Raw genomic sequence first — 15,468 nt, 5'->3', positions numbered from 1 at the left:
GGAATCTAGGATGTTTTGAACTTCGAAGATATTAAGATTTTCTGAATTAAATAAATTGTTGCTATAAATAGTTTTAAAGATTAATTATATTCGCACTATGCAATTATCAGTAATCATTCTCAATTATAACGTTCGCTACTTTTTAGAGCAGTGTGTTTTTAGTGTTCAAAAAGCATTAGAAAACATTGATGGCGAAATCATTCTGATTGATAATAATTCATCAGATGATAGTTGTCTGATGATGAAAGAGAAATTTCCAGATATAAAACTCATTGAAAATAAAGAAAATGTAGGTTTCCCAAAAGGAAATAACATTGGAGTTGCAGAAGCTAAAGGAGAATATTTATGCATATTAAATCCGGACACTGTTGTAGCTGAAGATACTTTTATAAAAATTTTAAACTCCAAACTCCAAACTCCAAACTCCAAACTAGGAATAGTAGGTTGTAAATTAATTGATGGAACAGGAAATTTTCTACCAGAATCAAAAAGAGGTGTTCCAACTCCATGGGTAGCTTTTACAAAGATTTTTGGATTGTATAAAGTTTCAAACTTTTTCGGAAAATATTATGTGCAACATTTAACTGAAAATCAGTCTGGAAAAGTAGATATTTTGGTTGGTGCATTTATGATTTTAAAACGTGATTTATATACCCAAGTTGGAGGATTTGATGAAAATTGTTTTATGTATTCAGATGATATTGATTTGAGTTATATGGTTTTGAAATTAGGAAAAGAAAACTATTATTTTCATGAAACTTCAGTTATTCACTATAAAGGGGAAAGCACAGTGCGAGATGGTTTGTACATGAAACGTTTTCGCGAAGCGATGCAGTTTTTCTATAAAAAACATTTTAAAAAATCAGCTATTTTTGATGTGATGATGAAAGTTGGATCTTTTGCGTTTAGCATTGTAAAGAAAAATCAACAGAAAACAGAAAAGAAAGTAATTGATGAATATATTGTTTTTTCAAAAGATGAATTAACCTTAAATCTGAATAGTAAAATAATTTATTTATCTGATTTTAAGCAATTTAATAATGATTTTGTAAAAAGTATTGAAATAATATTTGATACTAATTCATTTAGTTTCAAAGATATAATTGCATTCATGGAAAAGAAAAAAGCAAGTAATATTACTTTTAAAAATTACATAAGTTCATCTAATTATTTAATCGGAAGTAATAATTCAAACGATAGAGGTGAAGTTATTCAAGAAATAACAAATTAAGGAATCAATAAAAAAGAGTAATATATTTTTTGAATTCGAGGTAAATAGTCAAAACTTTTATTAATTTTGCAATCGAATCAAAAGAATCTAACTGTATAGTAAGAATATGGCAAAATTTGAATTAAAGCTTCCTAAAATGGGAGAAAGTGTTGCAGAAGCAACCATTACAAATTGGTTAAAAAATGTTGGTGAATCTATTGAAATGGATGAAGCTGTGCTTGAAATTGCTACCGATAAAGTAGATAGCGAAGTACCAAGTGAAGTTTCTGGTGTTTTAACAGAAATTCTTTTCAATGTGGATGATGTAGTTCAAGTGGGACAAACAATTGCTATTATTGAAACAGAAGGAGGAAGTGTTTCAGAACCTGTTTTGGCACCAATTCAGTCAAATGAACCAGTTGCTGCTCAAAAAATAGAAGAACAAATATCAACAATAAAAACAGATTTAAATTTTACTCCAGATTTTTCAGAATCAGATAAATTCTTCTCACCATTAGTAAAAAATATTGCTTCTGCTGAAGGAGTTTCTGTAGAAGAATTAAACAAAATAAACGGTACTGGTAAAGACGGTCGTGTTACTAAAAACGATATTCTTGATTATGTTGCCAATAGAGAGAATGCTCCAGTTGAAAAAGTAATAACTCAACCAGTGGCTCAATCACAACCACAAGCAACTAAAGTTGAAACTCCAAAAGCAGCTCCAGTTTCAGTAAATGGTGGAGATGAAATTGTTGAAATGGACAGAATGCGTAAGTTGATTTCAGGTTACATGGTAGCTTCAGTGCAAACTTCTGCTCACGTGCAATCTTTCATTGAAGTTGATGTAACAAATATGTTCAAATGGAGAGATAAAGTTAAAAATGCTTTCGAAAAACGTGAAGGTGAAAAATTAACGTTCACACCTTTATTCATGGAAGTGGTTGCTAAAGCATTAAAAGATTTTCCAATGATGAATATTTCAGTTGATGGTGATTATATCATTAAAAAGAAAAACATCAATCTTGGAATGGCTGCTGCTTTACCAAACGGAAATTTAATTGTACCTGTTATCAAAAATGCTGATCAATTGAATTTAGTTGGAATGGCAAAAGCAGTTAACGATTTAGCTAATAGAGCAAGAATTGGAAAATTAAAACCAGATGATACACAAGGTGGAACTTACACCGTAACAAATGTTGGGACTTTTGGTTCTGTATTTGGAACTCCAATTATTAATCAACCACAAGTTGGAATTTTAGCACTTGGTGCCATCAGAAAAGTTCCTGCAGTTATCGAAACTCCAGAAGGTGATTTTATTGGAATTCGTCAAAAAATGTTCTTATCTCACAGTTATGATCATAGAGTAGTAGATGGAGCATTAGGAGGAAGTTTTGTAAAACGAGTAGCCGAGTATTTAGAAGCTTGGGATATTAATAGAGAAATATAATTCAAAAAAGATTTAAAAGCCTAAAATTATTTTTAGGCTTTTTTTATAGGAAAACAATTATATTTGCGAAATTTTTAAATTAACTTAAATTCTATTAATATGAAAAATGTAAAATTATTTTTAATTTTATTTACACTTACAATTTTACAATCTTGCAGCAGTTCTGATGATTCGGGTCCAAAAACACCAGATACACCTGTTGATCCTTTTGTTAATTTAATAATCACCACAAAAACACCATCTTATGATCATAATAATAATGTTGTTTTAACAGGAGGTAATTTGTCAACCACCTTAAATAATGACTCTTATAATGTAGGACTTTGTTACAGTGAAAATCCTAATCCTACAATAGGTGGAAATTCTTATACTGCAAATAGTTCTAACCTAAATGGTAATACATTTGAAAGTACAATTTATGGTATTACTTTAGGAGAAACTTATTATTTAAAAGCATTTGTGCAGAATTATGAAACTGGTGAGGTTAAGTATGGTAATGAAGTTACATTTACTCAAAATTTAGATTTAAATACTGGTTTAGTAAAAAACATCTCTACTACTGGTTTTAGTGTTGAAGTAACAGTTGGTAATAATTTATCTACGAATGTGGAAAGAGGAGTTTGCTATAGTACAAGCCAAAACCCAACAGTAAATAACCAAAAATATCAAGATGCTACTAATGGTTCAGGGATTTTTACTTTAAACATTGACGGTGGTACATTGTCTCCTTCTTATTATGTTAGCCCAAATACTACCTATTATTTAAGAAGTTATGTGCAATATAATGGACAATACTATTACGGAAACCAGGTGTCTTTTAAGTCTTGTGGTTATGTTGGAGGTTCTGGAGGTTACGTTTTTTATGACAAAGGTGAAACCACAAATGGTTGGAGGTATTTAGAAGCTGCACCATCAAAATTGCAAACAACTAGTTTTTCATATTTTAGATGGGTTAGTACAAGTTGTACTGCTAATACTTTTTTAAATGGAATACAAAACACCATTGGAACTGGTTTTGAAAACTCAGTTATAATTAGTAACTTTTGTAATTATAATAGTGTAGGAGCTACAATGTGTATGAACACAAGTTTAAATGGTCAAAATAATTGGTTTTTGCCATCTATTGACGAATTAAAAGAATTATATAAATTAAAATTCACAAATTTAATAACATTTGATAATGTGGATTTATTAAGTTCATCGCAATCTTCAAATTCATTATGTTTTGCAATAAATATTAATACAGGTAATTCTTTTACTTCTAATAAAACTAATCAATTTCAAGCATGGCAGATTAGAAGGTTCTAATTCTTGATGTCTAAAAAAAACAACAACCGTTTTGATGAAAATCTTAACGGTTTTTTTGTAAATTACATTAAAAAAATCATGAAGAAAATCTTAATTCTATTTTTTACTCTATTATCACTTTCGTTTACATTACCCGAAAAAGAGGTATACAAAAAAGGAATCAATTTCTTTAAAGGTACTTACAAAGAAGCATTAGCAAAAGCAAAAGCAGAAAACAAACCTGTTTTTTTGGATGTATATGCTAGTTGGTGTGGACCGTGTAAAAAGTTAAAAAAGACAACTTTTAAAGATGAAGCAGTTGGAGAGTATTTCAATAAAAACTTCATTTGTATTGCAATTGATGGAGAAACTGATGAAGGAAATGCCATTTTACACAAATATAATGTCAGAAGTTACCCTACTTTAATAATTGCTGATTATGAAGGGAATATGCGAACTAAAACCACAGGATTTGTAAAACCTCGTATTCTAATTAATTTTGGAAAACGGATTGTGCCATAAATTAAATAATGTCTATATTCGTTGTATTAATTTTAGTTGTATGAAAAAATTTATCGCATTCAGTATTTTAGTTTCTCTTTTTAGTTGTAAAGAAGCTATAAAAAATGAACCTGTTTTAGTTACTGAAAATACATTTGCAGAAATTCAATTTGTAGAACCAGAAATTACAAATTCAAATGCTGTGAATAGTGTAGAAGATTTATTAGGCTATTGGGTTGGAAACTTCCAAGCAGATATAACACAGGAACAATTTGATTCAATAACAATGGCAGACAAAGATTTATTTATTGAAAAAAGCTATAGTTTAATGAATAGAAAGATTACATTTTCAATTGATGAAATAAAAGAAGATTCAATTTTTGGACATAGTATTGTCGCAGGAAATATTAGTCCTTTTAAAGGTGTTTTAAAACAAAATCACTCAGCTATAAATTTTAAAGTAGAAGAATTTTTAAAATCAAAATATGATGGTACTTTTGAAATGTATGTTTTAAAAAAAGACACTATTTTGGATGGAAATTGGTCTGCCTATAATCCGAAAGATATAAAAATTTCTAAAAGAAAATGCAAACTACAAAAAAAGATGTTTGTTTATGATATTGAAAATAAATTAGATTATTCTTTTAAAGATACCGACAAATCGAAGACAATTAAATATACAGATACCATTGATGGTGAAGTTGAAGAGTATGAAGATTTTGAATTTTATTCAACAACAGATAAAATATTTGAAAAAAATGCTTCCAAAGAATTGTTAGAAAAAGAATTCGTAGCTAACCTTACAAAAGCAGATATTTTTATTCTTAGAAATTCCATTTTTGCACGTCACGGATTTGCATTTAGAGACAAACAATTGAGAATCTATTTTGAAAGCTTCGATTGGTATATGCCAGTTTTTGGAGATGTAAAAGACGATTTAACAGAAATTGAAAAACAAAATATCGATTTATTACTTCGTTATGAACAAAATGCAGCTGAATATTACGATACTTTTGGAAGATAATGTTTTTTAAATATTCAAAATATATTTTATGGTTAGCATATGCTTATTTTTCGTATTTATTATTTTTAATAACAGTTCAATATATTCCATTAAATTTTGATGTAGCATTTTTGAGAATTAAGCAAGATGAAATTCAATTGTTTCATTACAAGATTGCTTTTTTTACACATGTTTACACCAGTATATTTCTCATAGCTTTTGGTTGGATACAATTTTCATCATTCATTAGAAAAAAATATTCAAAACTGCATAGAAACTTTGGTAAACTCTACATTGTAATCATTTTATTATTCTCTGGACCTTCTGGTTTAATAATGAGTTACTATGCAAATGGTGGAATAATTTCTCAAATTGCTTTTATCATTTTATCTGTTTTATGGCTTTTATTCACTTATCTGTCATTTTATTATGTAAGAAGATTGGATTTCATAAACCATCAAAAATTTGCTATTAGAAGTTTTGCTCTCACATTATCTGCTATTTCGTTGCGACTTTTCAAATTCATTATCGTATTTTTGTTTCAACCTTTTCCAATGAATACTTATAGAATAGTTTCATGGTTAGGTTGGACATTTAATTTAGTATTAGCCGAAATAATAATTGTATATTTTTTAAATAAAAGAATTAATGGAATTAAAACTAACTAGACCTATTTGCTTTTTTGATCTAGAAACCACAGGTGTTGATGTAGCAAAAGATAGAATCGTAGAAATAGCAGTTTTTAAAGTATATCCAAACGGAAATAAAGAAAGTAAAACGTGGTTGGTAAATCCTACGATTCCAATTCCACCACAAACAACAGCTGTTCACGGAATCACTGATGAAAAAGTAGCCAACGAACCCACTTTTGCCGAATTAGCTTCTCAAGTGTATAACATGATTAAAGACTCTGATTTAGCAGGTTTTAATTCTGATAGATTTGATATTCCGCTTTTAGCTGAAGAAATGCTTCGTGCAGGTGTAGATTTTGACATGAAAAACAGAGTCTCAGTAGATATTCAAACTATTTTTCATAAAAAAGAAGAACGAACATTAAGTGCTGGTTACAAATTTTATTGTGGTGAAAGTCTAGAAAATGCACATTCAGCCGAAGCAGATACTATGGCTACTTATGAAATTCTTAAAGCTCAATTAGACAGATATCCTGATTTAGAAAACGATATTAAGTCATTGTCTGAATTTACTACAAGAAAACGTTCAGTTGATTTTGCGGGGTTCATAGCATTAAACAAAGAAGGAAAAGAAATTTTCTCTTTTGGAAAACACAAAGGAGCTTTGGTTAATGATGTTTTAGAAAAAGAACCTGGTTATTTCAGCTGGTTGCAAAATGCTGATTTCCCTCTGTATACTAAAAAAGTATTGACAGCTATTAAATTAAGAAAGTTAAACACTAAATAGTGGTTATGGGTGAAAGGTAATTGGTAATAGTCCATGACCTATAACCCAAAACCTATTACCAATAAAATGAAAATAATATGTATAGGTCGCAATTACGCTGACCATATTTCTGAACTAAATAACGAAAAACCAACAGAACCTGTTATCTTTTTAAAGCCAGATACAGCTCCAATTCTTAAGAAATTTCCATTTGTGATTCCTGCTTTTAGTCAAGATGTGCATCATGAAGTTGAAATTTTAGTCAAAATTTGTAAAGTTGGAAAATATATTAGTCCAAAATTTGCTCCTAATTATTATGAGGAAATTGGTTTAGGTATCGATTTTACGGCAAGAGATATGCAAGCTGAATTAAAAGCTAAAGGATTACCATGGGAAAAAGCGAAAGCCTTTGATGGTTCTGCAATGATTGGTGATTTTTTACCAAAAGAAGAGTTTAAGTCATTAGAAAATATTAATTTTGAATTACATTCTAATGGAAATGTAGTGCAACAAGGAAATACAAGTTTAATGCTTTGGAAAATTGATGAATTGATTTCATATGTTTCTCAATATTTTACGTTGAAAAAAGGAGATATTATTTTTACAGGAACTCCAAAAGGTGTAGCACAAGTTAAAAATGGTGATGAATTAACCGGATTTATTGAAGGAAAGCAACTATTTAAAATTCAAGTCAAATAATGGCATTGCATTATAATTTAGCAAAAGTATATGAAATCTCAGAAAATGATACAGATTTTGCGCATCAAATTCTAGTGTTATTTTTGGAAGAAGTGCCAACTGAAATTAAGAATATTAAAAAGGGCATTAAAGAAAAAGACTTCAAGAAAACTTATGCTGCTGCTCATAAAATAAAACCCACTCTAGACTTATTAGGAATGGATTTAGCCTATGATGAGGTAAATCTTATTTTGAATTGGGCAAAAGCTGAAGGAAAGAAAAAAGAGGTAAAAGAAGTCTATAAATCACTCAAATCTCATATAAATTTATCTTCTAAAGAGATAAAGAAAAATCACAACATAAAATAGGTATGCAAGCAACAATTGTAACCATTGGCGATGAAATTCTTATTGGCCAAATCGTTGATTCTAATTCTTCATATATAGCAAAAGCTTTAGATAAAATAGGAATTGCTACTTACGAAATGCTCTCTATTTCTGATGATAAAGAACATATACTATCTACCTTTCAAAAATTGCAAAATAAAGTTAATGTAGTAATTATAACTGGAGGATTAGGTCCAACAAAAGACGATATTACTAAAAAAACATTTTGTGAGTATTTCAATGATACTTTAATTGAAGATAAAAATGTATTAAATCATGTAAAAGAAATTATTGAAGGTTTCTATAAAAGACCAATTACCCAATTAAATAGAGATCAAGCACTTGTTCCTTCAAAAGCTAAAGTTTTATTTAATAAAATGGGAACAGCACCAGGAATGTGGGTGGAACACGAAAATACTATTTTTGTTTCATTGCCAGGTGTTCCTTATGAAATGAAATATTTGATAGACAATGAAGTTATTCCAAATTTGATGCAGAAATTTGAAAGACCGTTTATTGTTCATCAAACGATTATGACTTATGGAAGAGGAGAAAGTTTGTTGGCAGAACAAATAGAAGATTGGGAAAACAATTTGCCTTCATTTATAAAATTAGCCTATTTGCCAAGTCCAGGAAGAGTTCGATTAAGACTAACTGCTCGTGGAATAGATGAGAAAACATTAAGAGATGCAGTTAGGATTCAAATTGAAAAATTAACACCGATAATTCAAGATGTAATTGTAGGTTTTGAAGAAGATGACTCCATTGAAGTTGTTTTAGGTAGAAAATTAGCAGAAAAAGGACTCACAATTGCAACTGCTGAAAGTTGTACTGGTGGAAAAATTGGACAAATGTTGGCTGCAATTAGTGGAGCTTCGGCTTATTATAAAGGAAGTTTAGTGACCTATGCTACACAATCCAAAATTGATGTTCTAAATGTGTTGAAAGATACTATTGAAAAACATTCAGTTGTTAGTGAAGAAGTTGCACTTGAAATGGTTCAAAATGTGAAGCAGATTATGCATTCTGATTATGCTATTGCTACAACAGGAAATGCTGGTCCTTTAAAAGGTGATTCTGATGCAGATATTGGAGTTGTTTATATAGCAATTGCTACACTTAATGAAGTTTTTGTAGAACGATTTGAGTTTGGTCAACCAAGAGAAAAAGTAATAGATAGAGCAGTAAATAAAGCCTTTGAAATGATGTATAAAGAAATTTTAAAAAAATAGTAAACTTTGTTTGTTTATTCGAAGAAATTTTGTTTCTTTGCACCCTTATTTAGAATAACGATAAAAGACTACAATAATGTCAAGAGTTTGTGAACTTACAGGAAAAAGAGCGATGACTGGAAACAATGTTTCTCACGCTATGAATAAGACAAAGAGAAAATTCTCTGTGAACTTATTTAAAAAACGTTTTTATGTTGCAGAAGAAGATAAATGGGTAACTTTAAAAGTATCTGCTGCTGCTTTAAAAACTATTAATAAAATTGGTATTGAAGCTGCTATGAAAAAAGCAAAAGCTAACGGACTGAAATTTTAATCCGAAAACCTCTAAAAAATATATATAAAGATGGCAAAGAAAGGTAATAGAATACAAGTTATTTTAGAGTGTACTGAGCACAAAGCTTCTGGTGTAGCTGGAACTTCTCGTTATATCACTACTAAAAACAAGAAAAACACTCCAGATAGATTGGAAATTAAAAAATTCAATCCAGTTTTAAAAAGAGTAACTGTTCACAAAGAAATTAAATAATTAGAAATTTTACTTCTGTAAAACTTCATAAAATATTGAATTATGGCAAAGAAAACCGTAGCAACATTACAAACAGCTTCTAAAAGATTAACCAAAGCAATTAAAATGGTTAAATCTCCAAAGACTGGTGCTTATACATTTGTTGAGTCAGTTATGGCTCCTGAATTAGTTGATGAGTTCTTAAAAAAGAAATAAGACTATAAAATAATATATAGAAAAGCTGCTTTCGTTTGAAAGTAGCTTTTTTATTTTTACATTTGTTTGAAATTTAACAAACTTACCCAATGAGTTTTTTTAAAAAGATATTTTCTTCCGATAAAAAAGACCAAAACTTAAGTGAAGAGGCAAAACAAACTTTAGATAAAGGTTTAGAAAAATCTAAATCTTCATTTTTTTCTAAGTTAACAAAAGCTGTAGCTGGAAAATCTAAAGTTGATGATGAGGTTTTAGATAATTTAGAAGAAATTTTAGTTTCTTCGGATGTTGGTGTAAACACTACATTAAAAATTATTGAGCGTATTGAAAAACGTGTAGCCGAAGATAAATATTTGGGTACAGATGAATTAAACCTAATTCTTAGAGAAGAAATTGCTGGTTTACTATCAGAAACAAATCAAGAAAATACAACTGAATTTAAGGTTCCAAAAACAGGTGAACCATACGTAATTATGGTTGTTGGTGTAAATGGTGTAGGGAAAACAACAACTATTGGAAAATTAGCTGCACAATACAAAAAAGCAGGTTATAATGTTGTTCTTGGAGCAGCAGATACTTTTAGAGCAGCAGCTATTGACCAATTACAAATTTGGGCAGATAGAGTTGGAGTTCCAATTGTAAAACAACAAATGGGAAGTGATCCTGCTTCTGTCGCGTTTGATACATTAGAATCTGCTGTTAAACAAAATGCAGATATTGTAATTATTGATACAGCTGGTCGTTTGCATAACAAAATTAACTTGATGAATGAATTGTCTAAAGTAAAACGAGTAATGCAAAAAGTAGTTGCAGATGCACCACACGATGTAATGCTAGTTTTAGATGGTTCAACAGGTCAAAATGCTTTTGAACAAGCAAAACAATTCACAGCTGCAACAGAAGTAACGAGTTTAGCTGTAACCAAATTAGATGGAACAGCAAAAGGTGGTGTTGTAATTGGAATTTCTGACCAATTTCAAATTCCTGTAAGATATATTGGTGTTGGTGAAGGTATTGATGACCTTCAGGTTTTTAATAAAATAGAGTTTGTTGATTCTTTTTTCAAATAAAATATGGATAAATCACTTTTAAAAAGTCCTTTGGTAATTGTAATTATTGCAATAGTATTTGCTACATTACCTTTACTTTTTGATAACGAAAATTACTTAGTTATCTTTAGATTGATGTCTTTCGGTTTATTTTTTTATGCAGTGCATCTATTTTTCAACCAGAGAAAAAAGCTTTCGAAATAATTAATTTATTAGTTCATTAATTTTTCCCCAAAGCATATTATCAAAATCTGATAGAGCAAAATTAGTTCCATCAGCAGAATCTCCCATTCTTATAATTACCAATTTTTTACTAGGTACAACATAAACTTTTTGGTCATTTTTTCCTAAAGCAGCAAACATATCATTTGGGGCATTTGGTATTAATGTTCCATTAAATTGAATTTGTGTTTGTGGTAAATGATAAGAAGATTTTCCATTCAACCACCATAAATAACCATAAGCTTGATTGATATTTTGTGAAGTATTTGTCGCAGCATTCAAATAATTTTCATTTACTATTTGAGTCGAATTCCATTTTCCTTTCGCATAAATCATTAAACCAAATCGAGCCATACTTCTTGTGTTACTCCAATAAACACTCAGTCCACCAGATTGAATCCAAGCACCAGACATTCCTATTGGATTTTTTAATTTTGCATTGAAATAGTTATCCCAACTTTGTCCACTAGCTTGTGCAACTACATCTTGCATTTTTACATACACATTATGATAAGCCCAACGTGTTCCTGCATCTGCAACATACTGAAGGTTTGCTGGTGAAACATCATCACCTAATGCATCATCTAATCCTGAATTCATAGACAATAAATTTTTACAAGTTATTAAATTCTCTTTCGCTAACGGAGCACTAGTCCAACCTGTTCCTAAATAATCAGAAACTTTATTATTAATGTTGATTAGACCTTCTTGTTCTGCTATTCCAGAAACAGTTGAAGTCAGCGTTTTTCCAGCACTTGCCCAATACCAAGGAGAAGATGCTGTATGTGTTCCAAAATAATGCTCAACCACAATTTTTCCATCATGTAGTATAATAAAACTTTTTGTATTATTATTTTGTAGAGAATCTAATAAAGGTTGTAATTTATCTTGGTTCCAACCTAAATCGCTAATAGATTTTGTTTCCCAAACATCTGAACCATTTGGAGGAAAATAAATTCCCTCATTAGCTGGAGAATCATCTTTAGAACAAGAAATCAAAAAAGAAAATAGTAAACCAAAGAGAAGTATTTTTTTCATAATTAATTAATAATAAGATTGCTACCTTAAATTAGACAATAAAAGTATAAAATAGTTTAATTCAAAACTAAATATTTGTAATTTAGTGCAATATTAAAAATATGAAAATAAAGATACTAATTATACTTGCATTTACTTTTTTTGTTTCTTGTAAGGAAACTATAAAAGAAACTGACATTCAAAACCTTAACGGTTATTGGGAAATTGAAAAAGTAAAACTTCCAGAAGGTGAAGACAAAGAATATAAAACCAATGAAACGTTTGATTTTTTTGAACTCAAAGATAAAAAAGGTACTCGAAAAAAAGGTATGCAACAATTTGATGGTACTTTTCTAACTAATGATGTTTCTGAAGACTTTGTAATTGAATTCAAAGAAGGAAAATGCTACATAAACTACCAAACTGATTTTGCTAAATGGAAAGAAGAAATTCTTTTATTAAACAAAGAAAAACTAGTAGTTAAAAATAAAAATGATTTAGAATATCATTACAAAAGACCAACTTTTTTCACCAAAAAATAAATCATCAACAGATGGCAAAACGATTTAACGAAGAAAATTCCCTTCAAGACATTTTAAAAGAATTCATCCAAGTCAATAAATTAGATGCTGGAATGGATAAAATTGATGTGGAACAAGCTTGGAAAAATCTAATGGGAAATGGAGTTAACAATTATACGGAAGAAGTTTTACTAAAAAGAACAACATTATATGTAAAATTATCTTCAGCCGTTTTAAGAAACGAATTAAGTTATGGAAAAGACAAAATAATCAGAATGATAAATGAAGAAATGGGAAAAGAAATTGTAAAATCAATTGTATTAAGATAAAGGATTTTAGATATTTAGACATCAGATTTTCAGATAAAAAAATCCCATTTCAATTAAGAAACGGGATTTTGTATTTTTAGACAAACTGCTCACTGAACACTGCCAACTGAATACTGGTTATTAGAACATCTCTCTTCCAGAAAAATGAAAAGCAGCTTCAATAGCAGCATTTTCATCAGAATCTGAACCGTGAACTGCATTTTCACCCATTGAAGTAGCGTATTTTTTACGAATAGTTCCTTCTTCAGCATTTGCAGGATTTGTAGCACCAATAAGAGTTCTAAAATCTTCTACAGCATTTTCTTTTTCTAAGATAGCAGCTACAATTGGACCTCTAGTCATAAACTCAACTAACTCACCATAGAAAGGTCTTTCAGCATGAACAGCGTAAAATTCTTTTGCATCAGCTACAGTTAATTGTGTTAATTTCATCGCTACAATTCTGAAACCACCTTCAGTAATCATATTTAAAATTCCACCGATGTGTCCGTTTTCAACACCATCTGGCTTAATCATTGTAAAAGTTCTATTCGTTGCCATAACGTTTTATTTTTTTAATTTGAGTGCAAAAGTAGTGTATTTAGATTAAAGTTTAAAAGTTTATCAGTTTAAAAGTTTACTAATTTTTTAGAAGCGAAAGGCTTGGGCATTTTTAATTATGTATTTCCTGCTTTTCGTTACAATCTTTTTTTTCAAAAAAGGATTTTCACTGCAATCAGGGCTAGAAGAGAAAGAGTTTTTTTTATTTATTATGGTTTTGAAAACTTTGCTAAAAATTTAATGTCTTTGGGTTTAAACTACAAAACCAAAATACTAAACTCGTTTTCCAAAGGTTTCAACTCTTCAAACAATTTATCTATCAATTCAGTTCCAAATTCTAAATAATATTCTGAGAAATTCGCTTTTCGTTCTTGTAAACTTTGTTTTGGAAACAATTCGTTTTGTAAAGAAGTAATGCGTTCTAATTTTTCAGCTAAAATTCTTTTTTCAGCTTTCAGTAAGCGTTTTTCAAGGTTTTCTAATCCTTTTATTTGCTTAACTTCTTGTGCTTTTACAGCACCAATAAATGATTTATCCGTTTTGACTGCAATTTCATATAAGTTTTCAAATTGCTTTTTCAAATGTTCTTTTTGAGAAGTAAAGTCAATATCAAAATTTGATAATTCTTTTGTTTTATTCGAAATCAAATCTTGTTGTTTACTGAATAAATCAGTCCAAGTCAATTCTAACTTATCCGCTTTTTCAGCTTGTTTTTCAGTAGCTATTAAAACAGAATTACGAAGTAAAAGCATTGGAAAAGTCACATTGTTTGCTTCAAAATTAGATTTCAATTCCAACCAATAAGCCAATTCACCACCACCACCAATGTAGCATAAATTAGGTAAAATCACTTCTTGATACAAAGGTCTCAAAATCACATTGGGACTAAATTTCTCAGGATGATTTTCTAATTCAGCTAAAATTTCACTTTCCGAAAATGCATAATTGGTATTTAAAACTTTATAAGAATTGTCCTCAAAAACGATTCGTTCACGCAAATTATCTTCAATATAAAATAAGTTAATTTCTCGTGGATTGACTTGGATTTTATATTTTGTTAAAAGTTCGTTAGTTTTCAAAACCTCTTCACTTGATGTCTGATTGACTAATTCTTCTTTGGCATAAGGTATAAATAATTGTTTCAGATTTTTATCATCACCATCCAAAATCACCAATCCTTTTTCTTTGAAAATTTCATTAGCAATATAACGAGTTGCATCAGCTAAATTAGAATGTTCTAAATACCCTTTTATGAATAAATCTTTTAAATAAGTTGCGTTTTCTCCAATTCCTAATTCAGTTGAAAATTGTTCAAATACTTCTTTTAAACCATTTGTAGATAATCTTCCAACTGGTCCAAAACTCTCTTTTTGCCAAGTGATTTTCTTTCCTTTAAACCAAAAATGATTGATTTCTTCAAAATCATGATCTTCAGTGGCCATCCAATAAATCGGAACAAAATTTTGATTAGGATATTCCTTTTTCAATTGTTCACAAAGGTTGATAGTCGAAATAATTTTATACAAAAAATACAAAGGTCCAGTGAATAAATTCAATTGATGACCTGTTGTAATGGTGAAAGTATTCTCTTCGTTTAAAAGTTTTATATTGTTTAAAGTTGTTTCAGAAGTTTTAAAGTTTTGATATTGCTTCTTGAGTGAATCAACTAAAAGTTCTCTATTTTTAAATGGAAAGTTACTATGTTTTTCTTGGATTTGCTCTGAAAAATTTTCCAACTTCGGAAATCTACTGTACAATGCTTTTAAATTGGTTTTTTCGTCTAAATAATCATTCATTAATTTAGAAAAATATCCTGATTTTTGGTAGCTAATACAGTCAGATGGCATAGTTTAATTTTTTTTGTAAAAGTAGTAAATTACATTTTTTAAAGTATTATAGAAATCTTAAAATATACTTTACCTTTGCA

General features: G+C 29.3%; 19 protein-coding genes. 16 read left to right on the top strand and 3 right to left on the bottom strand.

Annotated features, from left to right (window positions below; all coding sequences use genetic code 11):
- Window positions 1-97 precede the first annotated feature (97 nt).
- The 14 genes from ACFO3U_RS12865 (at window position 98) to ftsY (ending at window position 10,933) form a co-directional block, all read left to right on the top strand.
- The gene (locus tag ACFO3U_RS12865) at window positions 98-1,231 is read left to right on the top strand and encodes a glycosyltransferase family 2 protein (protein ID WP_379743140.1); all 1,134 of its coding nucleotides are present in this window, start codon (window positions 98-100) and stop codon (window positions 1,229-1,231) included.
- A gap of 106 nt (window positions 1,232-1,337) precedes the next feature.
- Complete coding sequence (locus ACFO3U_RS12860; RefSeq protein WP_379743137.1) at window positions 1,338-2,657, top strand: dihydrolipoamide acetyltransferase family protein; 1,320 nt, start codon at window positions 1,338-1,340, stop codon at window positions 2,655-2,657.
- 99 nt (window positions 2,658-2,756) lie between these two features.
- Window positions 2,757-3,965, top strand: a complete 1,209-nt coding sequence (locus ACFO3U_RS12855; RefSeq protein WP_379743133.1) for a hypothetical protein — start codon at window positions 2,757-2,759, stop codon at window positions 3,963-3,965.
- 78 nt (window positions 3,966-4,043) lie between these two features.
- Complete coding sequence (locus tag ACFO3U_RS12850; protein ID WP_379743130.1) at window positions 4,044-4,466, top strand: thioredoxin family protein; 423 nt, start codon at window positions 4,044-4,046, stop codon at window positions 4,464-4,466.
- Between the two features lie 40 nt (window positions 4,467-4,506).
- Complete coding sequence (locus ACFO3U_RS12845) at window positions 4,507-5,469, top strand: YARHG domain-containing protein (RefSeq protein WP_379743127.1); 963 nt, start codon at window positions 4,507-4,509, stop codon at window positions 5,467-5,469.
- Entirely contained in the window at window positions 5,469-6,116 is a 648-nt protein-coding gene (locus tag ACFO3U_RS12840; protein ID WP_379743124.1) for a DUF2306 domain-containing protein, read from the top strand. Before ACFO3U_RS12845 ends, ACFO3U_RS12840 begins: the two co-directional genes overlap by 1 nt.
- Window positions 6,097-6,867, top strand: coding sequence for an exonuclease domain-containing protein (locus ACFO3U_RS12835; RefSeq protein ID WP_379743121.1), 771 nt, complete (start codon window positions 6,097-6,099; stop codon window positions 6,865-6,867). Before ACFO3U_RS12840 ends, ACFO3U_RS12835 begins: the two co-directional genes overlap by 20 nt.
- Window positions 6,868-6,933: 66 nt before the next feature.
- Entirely contained in the window at window positions 6,934-7,545 is a 612-nt protein-coding gene (locus tag ACFO3U_RS12830) for a fumarylacetoacetate hydrolase family protein (protein WP_379743118.1), read from the top strand.
- Entirely contained in the window at window positions 7,545-7,892 is a 348-nt protein-coding gene (locus ACFO3U_RS12825; RefSeq protein WP_379743115.1) for an Hpt domain-containing protein, read from the top strand. Before ACFO3U_RS12830 ends, ACFO3U_RS12825 begins: the two co-directional genes overlap by 1 nt.
- Window positions 7,893-7,894: 2 nt before the next feature.
- Window positions 7,895-9,142, top strand: a complete 1,248-nt coding sequence (locus tag ACFO3U_RS12820; RefSeq protein ID WP_379743112.1) for a CinA family nicotinamide mononucleotide deamidase-related protein — start codon at window positions 7,895-7,897, stop codon at window positions 9,140-9,142.
- A gap of 76 nt (window positions 9,143-9,218) precedes the next feature.
- Complete coding sequence (rpmB, locus tag ACFO3U_RS12815) at window positions 9,219-9,455, top strand: 50S ribosomal protein L28 (RefSeq protein WP_379743109.1); 237 nt, start codon at window positions 9,219-9,221, stop codon at window positions 9,453-9,455.
- Between the two features lie 30 nt (window positions 9,456-9,485).
- The gene (rpmG, locus tag ACFO3U_RS12810; RefSeq protein ID WP_011963553.1) at window positions 9,486-9,668 is read left to right on the top strand and encodes a 50S ribosomal protein L33; all 183 of its coding nucleotides are present in this window, start codon (window positions 9,486-9,488) and stop codon (window positions 9,666-9,668) included.
- A gap of 42 nt (window positions 9,669-9,710) precedes the next feature.
- Window positions 9,711-9,863 (top strand): DUF4295 domain-containing protein, encoded by a 153-nt coding sequence (locus ACFO3U_RS12805; protein ID WP_113988621.1) that lies wholly within the window; start codon window positions 9,711-9,713, stop codon window positions 9,861-9,863.
- A gap of 89 nt (window positions 9,864-9,952) precedes the next feature.
- Entirely contained in the window at window positions 9,953-10,933 is a 981-nt protein-coding gene (gene ftsY, locus ACFO3U_RS12800; protein WP_379743106.1) for a signal recognition particle-docking protein FtsY, read from the top strand.
- Between the two features lie 183 nt (window positions 10,934-11,116).
- On the opposite strand, the gene ACFO3U_RS12795 is transcribed toward ftsY, so the two are convergent.
- Complete coding sequence (locus ACFO3U_RS12795) at window positions 11,117-12,172, bottom strand: serine hydrolase domain-containing protein (protein WP_379743103.1); 1,056 nt, start codon at window positions 12,170-12,172, stop codon at window positions 11,117-11,119.
- Between the two features lie 101 nt (window positions 12,173-12,273).
- Here ACFO3U_RS12795 and ACFO3U_RS12790 point away from each other — a divergent pair, with 101 nt between their 5' ends.
- On the top strand, window positions 12,274-12,693 hold the full coding sequence (locus ACFO3U_RS12790; RefSeq protein WP_379743100.1) for a lipocalin family protein: 420 nt from the start codon (window positions 12,274-12,276) through the stop codon (window positions 12,691-12,693).
- A gap of 11 nt (window positions 12,694-12,704) precedes the next feature.
- Window positions 12,705-13,001, top strand: coding sequence for a DciA family protein (locus ACFO3U_RS12785; protein WP_379743097.1), 297 nt, complete (start codon window positions 12,705-12,707; stop codon window positions 12,999-13,001).
- Between the two features lie 120 nt (window positions 13,002-13,121).
- Here the strand turns inward: ACFO3U_RS12785 and ACFO3U_RS12780 are convergent, their stop codons facing one another.
- Complete coding sequence (locus tag ACFO3U_RS12780; RefSeq protein WP_379743094.1) at window positions 13,122-13,541, bottom strand: nucleoside-diphosphate kinase; 420 nt, start codon at window positions 13,539-13,541, stop codon at window positions 13,122-13,124.
- A 257-nt stretch (window positions 13,542-13,798) separates the two neighbouring features.
- Complete coding sequence (bshC, locus tag ACFO3U_RS12775) at window positions 13,799-15,388, bottom strand: bacillithiol biosynthesis cysteine-adding enzyme BshC (RefSeq protein ID WP_379743091.1); 1,590 nt, start codon at window positions 15,386-15,388, stop codon at window positions 13,799-13,801.
- Window positions 15,389-15,468 lie beyond the last annotated feature (80 nt).

Origin of the sequence: Flavobacterium ponti, assembly GCF_042652765.1 — a bacterium.
GTDB classification, from domain to species: domain Bacteria; phylum Bacteroidota; class Bacteroidia; order Flavobacteriales; family Flavobacteriaceae; genus Flavobacterium; species Flavobacterium ponti.
Note: the sequence above shows the minus strand (reverse complement) of the source record. Positions and strands in the feature narration are given on the sequence as shown.

Coding starts and splice junctions, on each gene's coding strand:
- ACFO3U_RS12865 (WP_379743140.1), top strand. CDS start 98: ATGCAATTATCAGTAATCATTCTCAATTATAACGTTCGCTACTTTTTA.
- ACFO3U_RS12860 (WP_379743137.1), top strand. CDS start 1,338: ATGGCAAAATTTGAATTAAAGCTTCCTAAAATGGGAGAAAGTGTTGCA.
- ACFO3U_RS12855 (WP_379743133.1), top strand. CDS start 2,757: ATGAAAAATGTAAAATTATTTTTAATTTTATTTACACTTACAATTTTA.
- ACFO3U_RS12850 (WP_379743130.1), top strand. CDS start 4,044: ATGAAGAAAATCTTAATTCTATTTTTTACTCTATTATCACTTTCGTTT.
- ACFO3U_RS12845 (WP_379743127.1), top strand. CDS start 4,507: ATGAAAAAATTTATCGCATTCAGTATTTTAGTTTCTCTTTTTAGTTGT.
- ACFO3U_RS12840 (WP_379743124.1), top strand. CDS start 5,469: ATGTTTTTTAAATATTCAAAATATATTTTATGGTTAGCATATGCTTAT.
- ACFO3U_RS12835 (WP_379743121.1), top strand. CDS start 6,097: ATGGAATTAAAACTAACTAGACCTATTTGCTTTTTTGATCTAGAAACC.
- ACFO3U_RS12830 (WP_379743118.1), top strand. CDS start 6,934: ATGAAAATAATATGTATAGGTCGCAATTACGCTGACCATATTTCTGAA.
- ACFO3U_RS12825 (WP_379743115.1), top strand. CDS start 7,545: ATGGCATTGCATTATAATTTAGCAAAAGTATATGAAATCTCAGAAAAT.
- ACFO3U_RS12820 (WP_379743112.1), top strand. CDS start 7,895: ATGCAAGCAACAATTGTAACCATTGGCGATGAAATTCTTATTGGCCAA.
- rpmB (WP_379743109.1), top strand. CDS start 9,219: ATGTCAAGAGTTTGTGAACTTACAGGAAAAAGAGCGATGACTGGAAAC.
- rpmG (WP_011963553.1), top strand. CDS start 9,486: ATGGCAAAGAAAGGTAATAGAATACAAGTTATTTTAGAGTGTACTGAG.
- ACFO3U_RS12805 (WP_113988621.1), top strand. CDS start 9,711: ATGGCAAAGAAAACCGTAGCAACATTACAAACAGCTTCTAAAAGATTA.
- ftsY (WP_379743106.1), top strand. CDS start 9,953: ATGAGTTTTTTTAAAAAGATATTTTCTTCCGATAAAAAAGACCAAAAC.
- ACFO3U_RS12795 (WP_379743103.1), bottom strand. CDS start 12,172: ATGAAAAAAATACTTCTCTTTGGTTTACTATTTTCTTTTTTGATTTCT.
- ACFO3U_RS12790 (WP_379743100.1), top strand. CDS start 12,274: ATGAAAATAAAGATACTAATTATACTTGCATTTACTTTTTTTGTTTCT.
- ACFO3U_RS12785 (WP_379743097.1), top strand. CDS start 12,705: ATGGCAAAACGATTTAACGAAGAAAATTCCCTTCAAGACATTTTAAAA.
- ACFO3U_RS12780 (WP_379743094.1), bottom strand. CDS start 13,541: ATGGCAACGAATAGAACTTTTACAATGATTAAGCCAGATGGTGTTGAA.
- bshC (WP_379743091.1), bottom strand. CDS start 15,388: ATGCCATCTGACTGTATTAGCTACCAAAAATCAGGATATTTTTCTAAA.